The organism is Blastomonas sp. (assembly GCF_030373265.1).
Taxonomy (GTDB): domain Bacteria; phylum Pseudomonadota; class Alphaproteobacteria; order Sphingomonadales; family Sphingomonadaceae; genus Blastomonas.
In genome coordinates this window covers 90,019-104,957 of record NZ_JAUCZC010000001.1, presented here as the reverse complement: position 1 = coordinate 104,957, position 14,939 = coordinate 90,019, and the positions used below count along the sequence as shown (strand labels likewise).

The 14,939-nt window shown below is 65.9% G+C and carries 9 protein-coding genes; 7 read left to right on the top strand and 2 right to left on the bottom strand.

Annotated features, from left to right (window positions below):
- Nucleotide 1: 1 nt before the first annotated feature.
- Both QUV11_RS00460 and QUV11_RS00455 read left to right on the top strand, forming a co-directional pair.
- Nucleotides 2-3,199 (top strand): efflux RND transporter permease subunit, encoded by a 3,198-nt coding sequence (locus QUV11_RS00460; RefSeq protein WP_300879942.1) that lies wholly within the window; start codon nt 2-4, stop codon nt 3,197-3,199.
- On the top strand, nt 3,196-4,662 hold the full coding sequence (locus QUV11_RS00455; protein WP_300879941.1) for an efflux transporter outer membrane subunit: 1,467 nt from the start codon (nt 3,196-3,198) through the stop codon (nt 4,660-4,662). Before QUV11_RS00460 ends, QUV11_RS00455 begins: the two co-directional genes overlap by 4 nt.
- Before the next feature lie 16 nt (nt 4,663-4,678).
- Here QUV11_RS00455 and QUV11_RS00450 read toward each other — a convergent pair whose 3' ends face one another.
- Complete coding sequence (locus QUV11_RS00450) at nt 4,679-7,045, bottom strand: hypothetical protein (RefSeq protein ID WP_300879940.1); 2,367 nt, start codon at nt 7,043-7,045, stop codon at nt 4,679-4,681.
- A 71-nt stretch (nt 7,046-7,116) separates the two neighbouring features.
- On the opposite strand from QUV11_RS00450, the gene QUV11_RS00445 reads away from it, so the two are divergent.
- The 4 genes from QUV11_RS00445 to QUV11_RS00430 all read left to right on the top strand — a co-directional run bounded on the left by QUV11_RS00445 (nt 7,117) and on the right by QUV11_RS00430 (nt 11,193).
- Entirely contained in the window at nt 7,117-7,434 is a 318-nt protein-coding gene (locus QUV11_RS00445; protein ID WP_300879939.1) for an Hpt domain-containing protein, read from the top strand.
- Nucleotides 7,435-7,533: 99 nt separating this feature from the next.
- A complete protein-coding gene (locus tag QUV11_RS00440; RefSeq protein ID WP_300879938.1) occupies nt 7,534-8,757 on the top strand; it encodes a hypothetical protein in 1,224 nt (407 codons plus the stop codon).
- Nucleotides 8,758-8,827: 70 nt separating this feature from the next.
- Nucleotides 8,828-9,823 (top strand): hypothetical protein, encoded by a 996-nt coding sequence (locus QUV11_RS00435; RefSeq protein ID WP_300879937.1) that lies wholly within the window; start codon nt 8,828-8,830, stop codon nt 9,821-9,823.
- Nucleotides 9,820-11,193, top strand: coding sequence for a sensor histidine kinase KdpD (locus QUV11_RS00430; protein WP_300879936.1), 1,374 nt, complete (start codon nt 9,820-9,822; stop codon nt 11,191-11,193). Before QUV11_RS00435 ends, QUV11_RS00430 begins: the two co-directional genes overlap by 4 nt.
- Before the next feature lie 24 nt (nt 11,194-11,217).
- Here QUV11_RS00430 and QUV11_RS00425 read toward each other — a convergent pair whose 3' ends face one another.
- Nucleotides 11,218-11,676, bottom strand: a complete 459-nt coding sequence (locus QUV11_RS00425) for a hypothetical protein (protein ID WP_300879935.1) — start codon at nt 11,674-11,676, stop codon at nt 11,218-11,220.
- 198 nt (nt 11,677-11,874) lie between these two features.
- Here QUV11_RS00425 and uvrA point away from each other — a divergent pair, with 198 nt between their 5' ends.
- Entirely contained in the window at nt 11,875-14,853 is a 2,979-nt protein-coding gene (gene uvrA / locus QUV11_RS00420; protein ID WP_300879934.1) for an excinuclease ABC subunit UvrA, read from the top strand.
- The last annotated feature ends 86 nt before the right edge of the window (nt 14,854-14,939 follow it).

Sequence of the window (14,939 nt, the reverse complement as noted above, 5' to 3'; positions counted from 1 at the left end):
GATGCGCATGGCCCATTTCTGCATCGACCGCCCGATCTTCGCGGCTGTCCTGTCGATCCTCATCGTCATTTTCGGCGTGGTGGCGTATCCTTCGCTGCCGGTGTCGCAATACCCCGAGATCGCGCCGCCCACCGTGGTGGTCAGCGCCAGCTATCCGGGCGCCACGGCGGAGACGATTGCCGATGTCGTCGCCGCCCCGCTTGAGGAGACGATCAACGGCGTCGAGGACATGCTCTATATGTCCTCGTCCTCCACCGGCGACGGCAACCTTGCGATCACCGTCACCTTTGCGCAGGGCACCGATGTCGATCAGGCCCAGGTTCTGGTGCAGAACCGGGTGAGCACGGCTGAGCCGCGTCTGCCGCAGGAGGTCCGCCAGATCGGTGTCACGGTGCGCAAGAATTCGCCCGATCTGCTGCTGGTAGCCAATTTCTTCTCGCCAGACGGGTCGCTGACCCAGCCCTATATTTCGAATTATGCGACGCTGCAGATCATCGACCGGATTTCGCGGATCGACGGGATCGGCTCGGCGCGGCTGTTCGGCGGGCGCGACTACAACATGCGCGTGTGGATCGACCCCGAGCTGGCAGCAGCGCGCAACCTCACTGTCGATGAGATCGTCGGCAAGATCCGCGCCCAAAACGCGCAGGTCTCCGCCGGATCGATCGGCCAGCCGCCATTCAACACCGGCGGCACCGCCTTCCAGCTGGGCGTTCAGACCCAGGGACGGCTGAGCACGCCCGAGGAATTCGGCCAGATCGTCATCAAGCGCAATGGCCTCGCGCTGACGCGGCTCAGCGATGTCGCGCGGATCGAACTGGGCGCGCAGGATTACAGCATCAACGCCTTCTCCAGCGGCCGCCCGACCGTGGCGCTGGCGATCTCGCAACTGCCCGGATCGAATGCGCTGACGGTTGCCAAGGAGGTCGAAGACGAACTCAAGCGTGCGGCGCGCGATTTTCCGCCGGGCATGACCTATTCGATCCCCTACAACCCGACCACCTATGTCGAAGCCTCGATTGCAGCGGTGCAGAACACGCTGATCGAGGCGATTATCCTGGTCGCAATCGTGGTGCTGCTGTTCCTGCAAAGCTGGCGCGCAGCGATCATCCCGATCATCGCGATCCCGATTGCGCTGGCCGGCGCGATCGCGTTGCTGGCGGCCTTGGGCTTCTCGCTCAACAGCCTGTCGCTGTTCGGCATGGTGCTCGCCATCGGCATTGTGGTCGACGATGCGATCGTCGTGGTCGAGAACGTCGAGCGGCTGATGGAAGAAGAAGGGCTGAGCCCGCTCGCCGCCGCGCACAAGACGATGGACGAAGTGTCCGGCGCATTGGTCGCGATCGCGCTGGTGCTGTGCGGCGTGTTCATTCCCACCGCCTTCATTCCGGGGATCTCCGGCGCGTTCTATCAGCAGTTTGCGGTGACCATTGCGGGCGCCACCGCGGTCTCGGCGTTTGTTTCGCTCACGCTCTCGCCAGCGCTCGCGGCCCTGTTGTTGCGCCCTCGAGCGCATGGCGACGCCGATGTTCCGCGCGGCTGGGGCAAGAGATTCGCCGGCGGCTTCAACCGCAGCTTTGCCAAGCTGTCGGAGCGTTATGGCCGCCTCACCGCGCGCACCATCCGCAGCCTGATGTTCATGGGCGTGGCCTATCTGGCGCTGATTGCGGTTGCCGGATGGCGCTTTGCCGATACACCGGCAGGCTTCATCCCCGCGCAGGACCAGGGCTATCTTATCGGCGTCTTGCAGATGCCGCCGGGCGCCTCGCTGCAGCGGACCACCGCCGCGCTGGAAACCGCGCAGGCGATCGCGCTGAAGAACGAATCGGTGGTCAGCACCATCGCTTTTGCCGGGTTCGACGGCGCGACCTTTACCAACGCCCCCAACGCCGCCGCCGTCTTCATCACGCTCAAGGAAGCGGGCACCCGGATCAGCGCCGACGAGGTCGCCAACGAACTGCGCGGCGCGATGTCGAGCATCACCGCAGGCAGCATCCTGGTGATCGCCCCGCCACCTGTGGCGGGGCTGGGCACCGGCGGCGGCTTCAAGATGGTGATCGAGGACCGCGGCAATGCGGGTTTGCAGGCGCTCGAGGGCGCGGCGTTCGCGATGATGGGCGCTGCCAACCAGACCGAAGGCATTGCAGGCGCGTTCACCACCTTCAACACCCGCACGCCGAGGCTGTTTGCCGATATCGACCGCGCGCGGGCCGAGCAACTGGGCGTTCCGGTGGAGAACATCTTCTCGACACTCGGCACCTATCTGGGATCGAGCTATATCAACGACTTCAACTTCCTGGGCCGCACCTTCCGGGTGACCGCGCAGGCCGACGCGCCCTATCGCGACGATGTCTCCGATATCGGGCGGCTGCGCACGCGCTCGTCCAGCGGGCAGATGGTGCCGCTCGATGCGGTGATGAACCTGCGCAACGATTCGGGCGCGTATCGCGTGGTGCGCTACAATCTGTATCGCTCCGCCGAACTGCAGGGCGACACCATGCCGGGGTATTCGAGCGGGCAGTCGCTCGACACGATGGAGGCACTGGCGCGGGCTACCCTGCCCCAAGGCTTCGATTTTGAATGGACCGAGCTCGCTTTCCAGCAACAGGCGGCGGGCAACACCGGCACGCTCGTGTTCCTGCTCGGCGTCGTCTTCGTCTTCCTGCTGCTGGCGGCCCAATATGAAAGCCTGGTGCTGCCGCTGGCGGTGATCCTGATCGTGCCGATGTGCCTGCTGGCCGCGATCCTCGGGGTCAACGTCATGGGCCGCGACAACAACATCCTGACCCAGATCGGGCTGGTGGTGCTGATCGGGCTGGCGGCCAAGAACGCGATCCTGATCGTGGAGTTCGCCAAGCACAACGAGGACCATGGCCAGTCGGTGCTGGAGGCGGCACGCCACGCCGCAGCGCAGCGCCTGCGTCCGATCCTGATGACCTCGCTGGCGTTCATTCTGGGCGTGCTGCCGCTGGTGATCTCCAGCGGCCCAGGGTCCGAAATGCGCCAGGCGCTGGGCATCGCGGTGTTCTTCGGCATGATCGGGGTGACCATCTTCGGGCTGCTGTTCACGCCTGCCTTCTATGTGATGGTGCGCACGCTGGAGGATCGGATCAAGGCCTGGTCGGCCAATCGCAGGCGCGACGATCTGCCCCCCGCGCCGCCCGCCGCAGAGCCCGTATTGGAGGGCAACCAGCCATGATACTGAAGACCCGCCTGCTCGCCTGTGCCGCTCTTTCGGCCAGCCTTGCCGCCTGCACCGTCGGCCCGGATTTCGAGCGTCCTGCCACCCCGGGCGCGCTCGCCGAGGGGGGCTTCATCGAGGGCACCGACCCGCGCTTTGCGCAAGACCCACTGCCCGAGGGCTGGTGGCGGCTGTTCGAGGACCCGGCGCTCGATGCGCTGGTGGCACGCGCGCTCGAGCGCAACACCACGGTGCGCGAAGCCAGCGCCAATCTGCGCCGCGCCCGCGCGCTCGTCCGCGAGGCCAGGGGCGCGCAACTGCCTTCCCTGTCGGCCAGCGGGTCCGGCAGCACCAACCAGGTCGGCACCGGGGCCAATGCCGGGGTGGGCTTTGCTCCTCCTGAGCCGCTGCGGTTCGACTTCTACGAGCTTGCCACCGACGCCTCTTATGAGATCGACCTCTTCGGAGGCATCCGCCGCTCGGTCGAAGCCTCGCGCGGCGATGCGCTCGTGGCTCAGGCAGAGCTCGATGCCGCGCGCGTCAGCGTGGCAGCCGAGGTCGCGCGGACCTATGCGCTTGCCTGTTCCAGCCGGTTGCAGGCGGATATCGCGCGCGATTCGCTCGCCGCGCAGCAGCGCACGCTCGATCTCACCCAGCGGCTGTTCACATCTGGGCGCGGCCAGCGGCGCGATGTCGCCAATGCGGAGTTCCTGGTTGCGCAGGCCCAGGCACAGGTTCCGCAGTTCGATGCCGAGCAGCGCGCGGCCCTGTTCGCGCTGGCGACGCTGACCGGCGATCCGCCAAGCCAGAACGATACCGCCGCAAACAGCTGCGCCGTGCCCCCCAGGGTTCGGGTCCCCATCCCCGTGGGCGATGGCGCCGCGTTGCTTGCGCGGCGCCCCGATGTGCGTGCGGCCGAAGCGCGGCTGGCTGCCGATACCGCGCGGGTCGGGGTTGCCACCGCTGCGCTCTATCCCTCGATCCGCCTGGCAGGCTCGCTGTCGATCGGCGGTACGTCTCCCGGAGCGCTGACCGAGTCGAACAATATCGGCTTCTCGCTCGGTCCCTTGATCTCGTGGTCGATCCCGATCGACGGCACCGCGCGCGCCCGGGTCAACGCCGCTTCGGCCCAGGCCGATGGACGCCTAGCGGCGTTCGACGGTGCGGTGTTGACGGCCTTGCAGGAAACCGAACAGGCGCTGGCAAGGCTCAAGGGTGCGATCGAGCAGGAGGCTGCGCTCCAGACGGCGGCCGCCGCTGCCGACGAGGTCGCGCGGATCACCCGCATCCGCTTCAGATCGGGCCGCGACAACGCGCTCCAACTGCTTGAGGTGGAACGCAATCTGCTCTCGGCCCGCGCCGCCAGCGGCTCAGCCGCCGCAGCCCGCGCAGAGGCCGAGGTTGCGGTGTTCCGCGCGCTGGGGGGTGGTTGGGAAAATGCTCCGCCCGTGGCCGAGGTCAGCGCGACAAAACGCGATTGACCGCGGCCATCCGCTATCAGTCGCGCAGGCGCTCGATCGCCTGCGCCAGCGCGACGTACAGCTTGCCGGTTTCGGACGACAGCAAGGTCACGCCCATCACCCCGCCATCGCGGGTGGACAGCACCGTGCGCAGCATCGCCTCGAAATCGTGGATGTAGCGGTTCACCAGTTCGAAGAACTCGGGATCGTTCTCATAGGCCTGGGCGATGTCCCTCGCCTCGCCATTGTCGATCAGCCGCACCGCGCGCCGCGTGAACACGCCGCGATCGCCGCGCAGATAGGCCGACCATGCGGTGTCGCTGACTTCGGTCGACAGGATCTTGTCGACGTCGATCGCCGCCGAATTGAGCGATTCGGTGAGCAGCGCCAGCCGCCGCGCGAAATCATTGTCGGTGCGCTCTTCGGCCAGTTCGCGCGCATCCGCGACCCGGCGTTCAAGATGGCTTGCCAGATCGTCGACGCGGGAAAGCTGGTCCTTCAGATGCAGGCTGGCATCGCTGGTGGCGCCCACCGCGCGGCTGATCGCTGACTCAAGCTTGCCGACCAGTTCCTCGGCCTTGCCGCGGAGTACCTTTTCCAGCGCCGCCCCGCTGTCCTGCCCCAGTTTCTGGGTGGCGCCGGTGATCGCCCGGTCCATCGCGCGGCGCGCCTCGTCCGCGGCGGCATGCGCCTCGCGCTGGACGTCGCGCATCGTCTCGACCAGCCGGACGGCCGAGGTGGCGTTGATCTGATCGATTTCCTCGCGCGCGCTGCGCATCGCGGCAATCAGCGCGCCGATGTCCTCAGCCCGTTCGCGCCAGCCAGCCTCGCTGCTGTCAGCCAGATGGCCCACTTCGCGCGTCTGCCCAGCGATCCGTTCCTCGAAATTGCCGAGGATCGAGCCCAGCCGCACCATCTGGCCGTCGACGTGCGAGACCGCATCGTTGAGTGCCCCGACCTGTCTGTGGCTGGCCTCGACGGTCTGATCGAGATCACCAAACGCCTTTGGAATGCTCTGCGACACCTGCTGCTCGATGCTGCCCAGCAGGCCGCGCAGCCGTTCGCTTTTGGCATCGAACGCCTCGGCATGGCCACTGCCCGCCGCGAGACGCTCGTTGAGCGCGGCCACGTTGCCATCGAGCGCCGACAGAGCAAAAGCGAGACGGGCCAGCGCGTCGGTGCTGGTCCTGTCCATTGCCTGCAACCGATGTTCGGCCTCGCTGATCTGTTTGTCGGCGCTGGCGACCATCGCGCGAACGACGGCTTCGCTCTCCCCGGTCGACGCCGCGAGCGCGCCCAGCGTCAGCCCCAGGTCATCGGCGGCAGCGCGGATATCGCTGCGCGTGATCGCCGCCCGGTCGGCCATTTCGGTCGCCATGGTATCGACCGACTCGCGCAGCTGCGACAGCGTTTCGTGCAACGCTCCCGACTGCGCCTCTGCGGCGGAATCGAGGTTGCTGCGCGTATTGGCCAGCCTGCTGGCGACGGTCTCGATCGCCCGGTCCATCTCTTCGGCCGCCTGAGCGACGCTCCGGGACAGGGCATCGCCGCTGGTCGCAACCGATTCGGCGAGCCGTCCGGTGGCGGTGTCGGAATCCTGCACCAGCGTCGCGATCTGGATGCTGGCCGCCTGGCCGAAGGTGTTCAGCTTCTCAAACGCGGCGATCATGCTTTCGACCTGGCTTTGCGCGGTCCGGCCGGCATTGCCGATCTGGTTGGTGACGTCCTTGGCGGAGTTGGCGATCACCGGAAGATGGTTGCGCAATTTGTCCATGTTGCCGGAGGCCGCCTCGCTGACTTCGCCGATGGCGCGCATGCCGGTGTCACTGGCCTCGATCATCGTGCGCAGTTCGTCGGCAAAGCCGCGCAACCGGTCGCTGGACACCCGGCCCAGCGATTCCAGCTCAAGGCTTTGATTGGCAAGGAATTCGCGGGCCAGCGAGAGTTCCGAATTGATATGGCTGAGGCGTGATTCGAGCGCGGCACTTTCGGCGCGCAACGATCCTGCGACCCTGGTGAAGCGCCGCGCCTCGGCGGTGCTGTTGCGCTGCGTCACGAGATAGATTGCCAGGATTGCGATCACCGGGATCGCCCACTGTGACAGGCTCTGGGCAGCCGCGGCCGGGGAAACGCCGGCCCGCCATGCGGGGAGCGATGCCCACACGAAAAAGCCGGTCCATACTGCGACCAGCACGGCCGCGCCGATTGTCCACCGGCTCGCGCGGTCGGGGCTGTCGGGCAGATCATCATCTTCGAGCCACGGCGCTTGCGAATCATCGGTCGCAGCATCCGGTGTGCGCGGATGGACAGCCGGAGCCGCCATGTCCGGCTCGGCGTCATGCACCTGTGGTGTTTCGTCACCGCGGCCGTGCCGCAGATCGATGATTTTCTTCCCCTCGCCCATAGCGTTAACCCTACCATATTTTGCCGCGCCAGAAACCGAAAGTTAAGGCGGCTCGTCTATTCGATCGGGTCATGGCTTATGAATCGGGATCATTGAACGCGGCACTAGCCGCCGCCGTGGGCAGCGATCCTGCACTGGTCGCGGAACTGCGCGGAGCCTTTGTCGAAAGCGCGGCGCGGCAGATCGACCTGCTGCGGCGGGCGCGCTGCGATGCCAACTGGCATTTCGCCGCGCTTCGCCTCAAGAGCCTCGCCGCAAGCTTCGGCGTCCACGGCATCGTCGATCTTGCCGATCTTGCGCTGGAAGGCGCGCCGGGCGATCCGGTGGTGCTGCGCCAGCTCGATACCGCGATGGGCGACTTCGGCGACCCTCGTCCGGGCTTGCAATAAAACGTAACACCGCCGCGCGATCGGCACCGTGCCGGTTGGCAGGACGTCAGCCGAAGGATAAGAGGGCCGCTCCCTGCTGACTGGAGCCAGACCCTTCGCGTGCGCGCCTCCCTGTTATCCCTGATCGAGACCGTACCCGGAGGCGCTGCGCTGCGCGGTGCGCTGCCGCTCGCCAACGGTCAGCTTGGCATGCTGCAGGTCGACCTTGCGCGTCAGGCAGGCGCAGGCGAAATCCTGTGCCTGGTCAGTTCGGTTGGCGAGAAGGTCCGGCAGATCGAGGCCTATGCCATAGCGTGCGGAATGACATTCCATCTGGTGCGCTCGGTTGCCGATATCAGCGTGCGGCTGGCCAGCGACGACGAACTGCTGATCATCGCCGACGGCCTTTACGTCGCACCCGAGAATATGGAGCAGATCGCCCGGGAAACCGGGACATTCGTCAGCAGTTTTGCCCCGGGAGACGGCGCGCGCGCGCTGATCGAACGGTTCGAGCGGATCGACATCAACCATATCTGGGCAGGGCTCGCGTGCGTGCGGGCGCGCGATCTGGTCGACGCACGCGATTTGCCCGACGACTGGAGCGTGCAGTCCGCGCTGCTGCGGCTGGCGGTTCAGCGCGGATATCGCCGCCAGGTTCTGCCGTTTGCTTTGGCCGAGGCTGGCGGCATGGCCATCGTGCGCGATGCCGCCGAGGTCGAAGCCCTCGCGCTGCAGGAACTCGCCGGGTCTTCCGGAGCACTGGGATCGCGGCTGGTGCGGATGGTCCCGGTGCAGACTCTGGCCCGCCAGGCGTGGGCGGCGCGCTGGATCCAGCCGACGCTGCGCGCGGCCGCGCTGGCGCTGCCGGTCGGCGCGATCGGCCTGGCGATTGCCGGCTGGAGCATGACGGCGCTCGGCCTGCTGATTGCGGGACGGTTTGCCGGGCATGCCGCCAACCGGCTGTTCGGCCGGTTCGCCGCCAGCAGAATGCCTGTGGCGGAGCAGACCGCACGCGATGCAGCGTTCGCGCTCGCGTTCATCGCGATCACCATCCTGACCGTCGCGGCATCGCACCGGCTGGCCGGGCTTTTTGCCGCGCTGATCCTGCCTGGGCTGGCGCTGGTGCTGAGTCGGCTGTCAGCCCTGCCGCCGCGCTCGCTGCCGCGGGTCTGGCTGGCGGTCGCAATATCGCCCAGCCTGGTCGCCCTCGCCGCCTTTATCGCGATTCCTTTCGCAGCGATGCTGCCCGTGCTGATGGTGTGGAACCTGATGCTGGTGGCGCTGATGCTGTGGCAAACCCGCCCCGGCGTGCTTGCGACGGACCCGCCCAGGCCCCATATCTAGCTGTACGCACAACGCGGTTTGGCACCGTTGAACTAACAGCATTTTAACCAGCAATTGCTAGGGCAAGCCGATGAACACCGACATGGCCCCCGCACGCCCGGCCCAACGGGACGTTGGAGCATTGCTGCGCCATGCCGATGAGCAGGCGCGGGCTGCTGACGGCGTGCCAATGCTGGTGCGTCAGCGTCTCGTGCCCGACATTGCGGCCAGCCTGCGCGAAGACGATCTGAGCGTCGCGGGTGGCTTTGCCGATTCGGTTGCTCGCCAGCTTGTCGAAGCGTTGTGCCCTCCCGGCGAAAGCGTGGAGATCGCACCGATTGTCCGCGACATCGTGCTGGCCGACAGCACCGTCACCCGCCTGCTCCATGCTCGCGCGATCGAGGCACGCTTGTGCCGCAATGCGCCGATGGTCGGCCTCGCGATGGCCGAGCTGCCGCCACGGGTTGAGGCGCATGTCGGCGATGCGCAGGATGAACTGGCCGAAGCCGCTATGGCACTGATCGTCGCGCAGAGCCGCTTCATCGGCAATGCGCAAAGCTTTGCGATCGATCTGTCCGAGCTGCCGCCCGAGGCACTGAGCGCGCTGGTTCGGCGCATGCTCGGCTGGATGCAGGATCATCTGCAGGCATCTCCGCTTGCGCTGCGCCAGAAGGCCGAAGCGCTGCTCGGCCAATTCGATGAGCGGCGCGGGCGTCCGCACCGGTTGATGCGGTTTTGCCATCTGTTCGCGCTGCCGCGCGCCGGGGACACCTGGGCGCTCAGTGAAAACGGCCCCTCGCTGATATTCGCGATGCTCGCGCGCGCCAGCGGCCTGCCCGCCGATTACATAATCGACATGGCGCGCGATGCTGATCTTGCGCGGCTGTCGGTGCTGCTGCGCGGCTACGATGTGGCGCCCGATGTTGCAGCAAGGCTGATCGAAGGGATCGCAATGCTCGCCTCCCTGCGGCTCGAGGGTCTGCCTTCTGCAGCGACGCTGGCTGCCATCGTGCAGGACGATGCCGCACGGATGATCGCCTCCTGGCGCAACCAGCTTCCCCTGACCCCGCTCGGGTCGGTCTGGTGAACGTCCAGCTTCCTGCATCCGCCGCGACGGTTTTGGAAACCGGCAAAGCCGAGTCCGAGGCCGGGCGAATCGACCGCAACGGCGTGTTGCTCGATGCGGGCGCGCGTCTGATGCGTCTGCACCTCGAGCTTGGCGGCGCGAAGGATGGCGAGCTTGCGGTACCACCGCTGCTCGACCTCGCGCACCACAGCCTCAGGCTGGGGATGCGGCTGTCGCGTCCGGTGACCGCCGCGGGTGCGACCGCGCTGATCGACATGTGGTGCGAATGCACTCCGGATTCCGAAGGCGTCTCGTTGCTGTTGAGCCGATGGGACGAGCGGCCTTTGCCCGAGCCATCGAACAGGCCGGCGCTGGCCCATTCCGGCCCTGCGGACCCGCATGGCGCGCGCATCCACCTCGATCCGCTCGGCCGCGTCATGCGGTTCGTGCCACCTGCCGGTTACGGCAAGACAGACGCTGCCGGCTCGGCCCTGCTCAAACCGCTGTCCGCGATCCTGACCGACACCGAAGGCGAAGCTGCAGACGATCTGGACAAGATCGACGGCCAGCGCGTGGCCTTGCGGGATGATGATCGCGTCTGGATTGCAAGCCTGCGTCCCGACCCTGCCTCACCCGGCATGGTCGTGACGCTGTCGCAGGCCCCCGCGCTGGATGATGCTGAAACTGCCGCCCCGCCGCCATTGTTCGATGGCGAGCGGATCGGCCATCTGTTCGGCACACAGATCGGTCCCGCATTGCGCCAGCCGATCGGGCGGATCATCGCCAATGCCGAAACCATCGGTGGCAGGCTGGAGGGTCCGCTGCGCGCCGATTATGCAGGCTATGCCAGCGACATCGCGTCGGCGGGGCGCCATCTGCTGGCGCTGGTCGACGATCTGTCCGATCTGGAAGCGATCGAAGCCAGCGGCTTCAGCGCGGCAAGGGAGCCCGTCGATCTGGCCGACCTGGCGCGGCGCGCGGCAGGATTGCTGGCGCTGAAGGCAGCCGATCGCAAGATCCGCATCGACAAGCCGGCCGAGGATGAGGCGCTGCCCGCGGTCGGCGAGTTCCGCCGGGTACTGCAGGTACTGCTCAACCTGCTGGGCAATGCGATCAATTACGCACCCGATGGATCGATGATCTGGCTGAGGCTGGATGATGGCCCCGATTGGGTCAGCGTCACCATTGCCGACCAAGGGCCGGGTTTGAGCTCCGAAGACCAGCAGCGGCTGTTCAACAAATGGGAGCGGTTGGGTCGCAGCGGCGACGGCGGCAGCGGCCTTGGCCTGTATATCTCACGCAGGCTGGCGCTCGCTATGGAGGGCGACCTGACAGTGGAAAGCGCGCCCGGTCAAGGGGCGCGCTTTACACTGGTTCTTCCCAGAGGCTGACGTCAGGAACGCCAGTCCCTGACCTCACTGCGGGGCGGGCGGCGGAGGGGTCTGCGCGCAACGTTTGCGGTTTCCGGCATTGCACGCGGCCACATCGGCTTCCCACTGCGCATGGATCGCATCGTAGAGCTGCTTGATCTGCGCATATTCAGCCTCGGCCCGCGCCCGGGATTCGACCGTGTTCTCGTAAAGCTGCATCTGGCTTTCATAGCTCGAGCGGCGAGCGTCATATTCGGCCTGGTTCTCGGCATTGCTGCGCAACTGCGCGCGCTGCATTTCGAGCTGGCTCTGATTGGCGGACTCGCGGGCAGCCTGCTCTTCTGCCGAGCTGGGATTGGCGGTCACGGGAGACGGGTCCATGGATCCGCTATCGGCCGCCTCGGTCTCTTCGACAGGTGCCTGCTGCGCGCTCAGCGGAGCGGCGATGAGGCAGCCCGCCAGCAGCGCGGCTGCCGAGGCTGAACGCAAAAAGTCGATCGTCATATGGTCATTCCCTCAAACCAAAGTTGATTTCGGTTAACACGCCAACGCAAACCGCGCAAAGCCGTTCCATTCGAAGGTGCACGCGGGGCTTGTGCGTTCCGGGTGTGACCACCATCTGCTGCGACACGGCATAATCGCTGCGGCTTTGCGAAACTCCCCCGCTTGCAACCAGAACATCAATAGAACATAAGGCACTCCATGCTGACTCATATTTCTGTGCGCGGCGCGCGCGAGCACAATCTCAAGGGCGTGGACATCGATCTGCCGCGCGATCAATTGATCGTGATCACCGGTCTGTCGGGAAGCGGCAAATCCAGCCTCGCGTTCGACACGATCTATGCCGAGGGGCAGCGGCGCTATGTCGAATCGCTTTCGGCCTATGCGCGCCAGTTCCTCGAGATGATGCAGAAGCCCGATGTCGAGCATATCGACGGCCTCAGCCCGGCAATCAGCATCGAGCAGAAGACGACAAGCCGCAATCCACGCTCGACGGTCGCCACCGTCACCGAAATTTACGACTATATGCGCCTGCTGTGGGCGCGCGTCGGCGTCCCTTATTCGCCCGCCACCGGCCTGCCTATCACCGCGCAGACCGTCAGCATGATGGTCGACCGTGTGATGGCGCTGCCTGAGGGCACCCGCTTCTATCTGCTCGCCCCCGTGGTGCGCGGCCGCAAGGGCGAGTACCGCAAGGAGCTCGCCGAATGGCAGAAGGCGGGCTTTACCCGCGTGCGCATCGACGGTGAATTCCACGAGATCGACGAGGCGCCCGCGCTCGACAAGAAATACAAGCACGACATCGAGGTGGTGGTCGACCGCATCGCGGTGCGCGAAGGCATCGAAACCCGGCTCGCCGACAGCTTCGAGACCGCGCTCAAGCTCGCCGACGGGCTGGCGTTCGTCGATCTGGCCGATGGCACGGTAGCGGCGCTGGGAAGCCCCTCCCCTTCAGGGGAGGGGTTTGGGGTGGGGCCTGACGGCAAGGCTGCTAATCCATCCCCCACCCCCGGCCCCTCCCCTGAAGGAGAGGGGAGCAAGAAAGGCATGAAGAACGTCGGCATCCCCGACAACCGCATCATCTTTTCCGAACGCTTCGCCTGCCCGGTCTCGGGCTTCACCATCGAGGCGATCGAGCCGCGTCTGTTCTCGTTCAACGCGCCGCAGGGCGCCTGCCCCGCGTGCGATGGTCTGGGCGAGAAGATGTATTTCGACCCACAATTGGTCGTCCCGAACGAAGAGCTCAGCCTCACAAAGGGCGCGATCGTCCCCTGGGCCAAGTCCAACCCGCCCTCGCCTTATTACATGCAGGTGCTGAGCTCTCTTGGCCGAGAATTCGGCTTCGCACTCGAAACGCCGTGGCAGGACCTTCCCGGCGAGGTAAAGCTGATCATCCTCCATGGCACCGGTGGCAAGCCGGTTACCTTGCGGTTCCAGGACGGGCGCAAGTCGTACGAGGTCAAAAAGGCGTTCGAGGGCGTCATCGGCAACCTCAACCGCCGCCTGCTGCAGACCGAAAGCGCGTGGATGCGCGAGGAGCTGAGCAAGTACCAGACCGCGCAGCCGTGCGAAGTCTGCGATGGCGCGCGGCTCAAGCCCGAGGCGCGCTCGGTCAAGATCGCCGGCGAGGATATCTCGATCTCCACCCGCCGCTCGGTCGCCGATGCACTGGCATTCTTCGAGACATTGAACGACAAGCTCGGCGCGCAGCAGCAGCAGATCGCCAAGGCGATCCTCAAGGAGATCATCGAGCGGCTGGGCTTTCTCAACAATGTCGGGCTCGACTATCTCAACCTCGACCGCACCTCGGGCACGCTCTCGGGCGGCGAGAGCCAGCGGATCCGGCTCGCCAGCCAGATCGGCAGCGGACTGTCGGGGGTTCTCTACGTGCTCGATGAGCCCAGCATCGGGCTGCACCAGAAGGACAACGACCGGCTGCTGGTCACCTTGAAACGCCTGCGCGATCTCGGCAACACCGTGATCGTCGTCGAGCATGACGAAGACGCGATCCGCACCGCCGACTATATCGTCGACCTCGGCCCCGGCGCGGGCGTGCATGGCGGCGAGATCGTCGCCGAGGGCACGCTCGACCAGATCCTGAAATCCGAACGCTCACTTACCGCGCAATATCTCAACGGCACGCGCAAGATCGAGGTTCCGGCCAAGCGCCGCAAGGGCAACGGCAAGAAGCTCACCGTGCACAATGCGCGCGCCAACAACCTGACCGGGGTGACCGCGTCGATCCCGCTGGGCACCTTCACCTGCATCACCGGGGTATCGGGATCGGGCAAGTCGAGCTTCACCATCGACACACTTTACGCCGGCGCCGCACGTGCCTTGAACGGTGCGCGGATCATCGCGGGCGCGCACGACAAGATCGCCGGGCTCGAGCATTGCGACAAGGTGATCGACATCGACCAGTCGCCGATTGGCCGCACCCCGCGCTCCAACCCCGCGACCTACACGGGCGCGTTCACCAACATCCGCGACTGGTTCGCAGCATTGCCCGAAAGCCTTGCGCGCGGCTACAAGCCGGGGCGGTTCAGCTTCAACGTCAAGGGCGGCCGCTGCGAGAAGTGCCAGGGCGACGGTCTGATCAAGATCGAGATGCACTTCCTCCCCGATGTCTACGTCACCTGCGAGGATTGCGGCGGCAAGCGCTACAACCGCGAGACGCTCGAGGTGAAGTTCAAGGGCCACTCTATCGCCGATGTGCTCGACATGACGGTCGAGGACGCGGTCGAGTTCTTCAAGGCGGTGCCGCCGATCCGCGACAAGATGGCGATGCTGTGGGAAGTCGGCCTTGGCTATGTCAAGGTCGGCCAGCAGGCGACGACGCTCAGCGGCGGCGAGGCGCAGCGCGTCAAGCTCGCCAAGGAGCTTAGCCGCCGCTCGACCGGGCAGACGCTGTACATACTCGACGAGCCGACCACAGGTCTTCACTTCGAGGACGTACGCAAGCTGCTCGAGGTGCTGCACCGGCTGGTTGATCAGGGGAACTCGGTGGTGGTGATCGAGCACAATCTCGACGTCATCAAGACCGCCGACTGGATCATCGACCTCGGCCCCGAAGGCGGGGTCAAGGGCGGCGAGATCGTCGCCGAAGGTACGCCCGAACAGGTCGCCAAGGTCGAGCGTAGTTATACGGGGCATTATCTCGCACCGATGCTGACGCGCTGAACCCTTTTTTGCAGTTCTGAGTTCTACCGCTTTGGGGCATAGCTGCACCAGGAAGCCTGGTTCGGGCGCGGGATGATCGATAGACA

Excerpts from the sequence above, each read along its gene's own strand:
- QUV11_RS00460 (WP_300879942.1), top strand. The coding sequence starts at position 2 with ATGCGCATGGCCCATTTCTGCATCGACCGCCCGATCTTCGCGGCTGTC.
- QUV11_RS00425 (WP_300879935.1), bottom strand. The coding sequence starts at position 11,676 with ATGACGATCGACTTTTTGCGTTCAGCCTCGGCAGCCGCGCTGCTGGCG.
- QUV11_RS00450 (WP_300879940.1), bottom strand. The coding sequence starts at position 7,045 with ATGGGCGAGGGGAAGAAAATCATCGATCTGCGGCACGGCCGCGGTGAC.
- QUV11_RS00435 (WP_300879937.1), top strand. The coding sequence starts at position 8,828 with ATGAACACCGACATGGCCCCCGCACGCCCGGCCCAACGGGACGTTGGA.
- uvrA (WP_300879934.1), top strand. The coding sequence starts at position 11,875 with ATGCTGACTCATATTTCTGTGCGCGGCGCGCGCGAGCACAATCTCAAG.
- QUV11_RS00445 (WP_300879939.1), top strand. The coding sequence starts at position 7,117 with ATGGCTTATGAATCGGGATCATTGAACGCGGCACTAGCCGCCGCCGTG.
- QUV11_RS00455 (WP_300879941.1), top strand. The coding sequence starts at position 3,196 with ATGATACTGAAGACCCGCCTGCTCGCCTGTGCCGCTCTTTCGGCCAGC.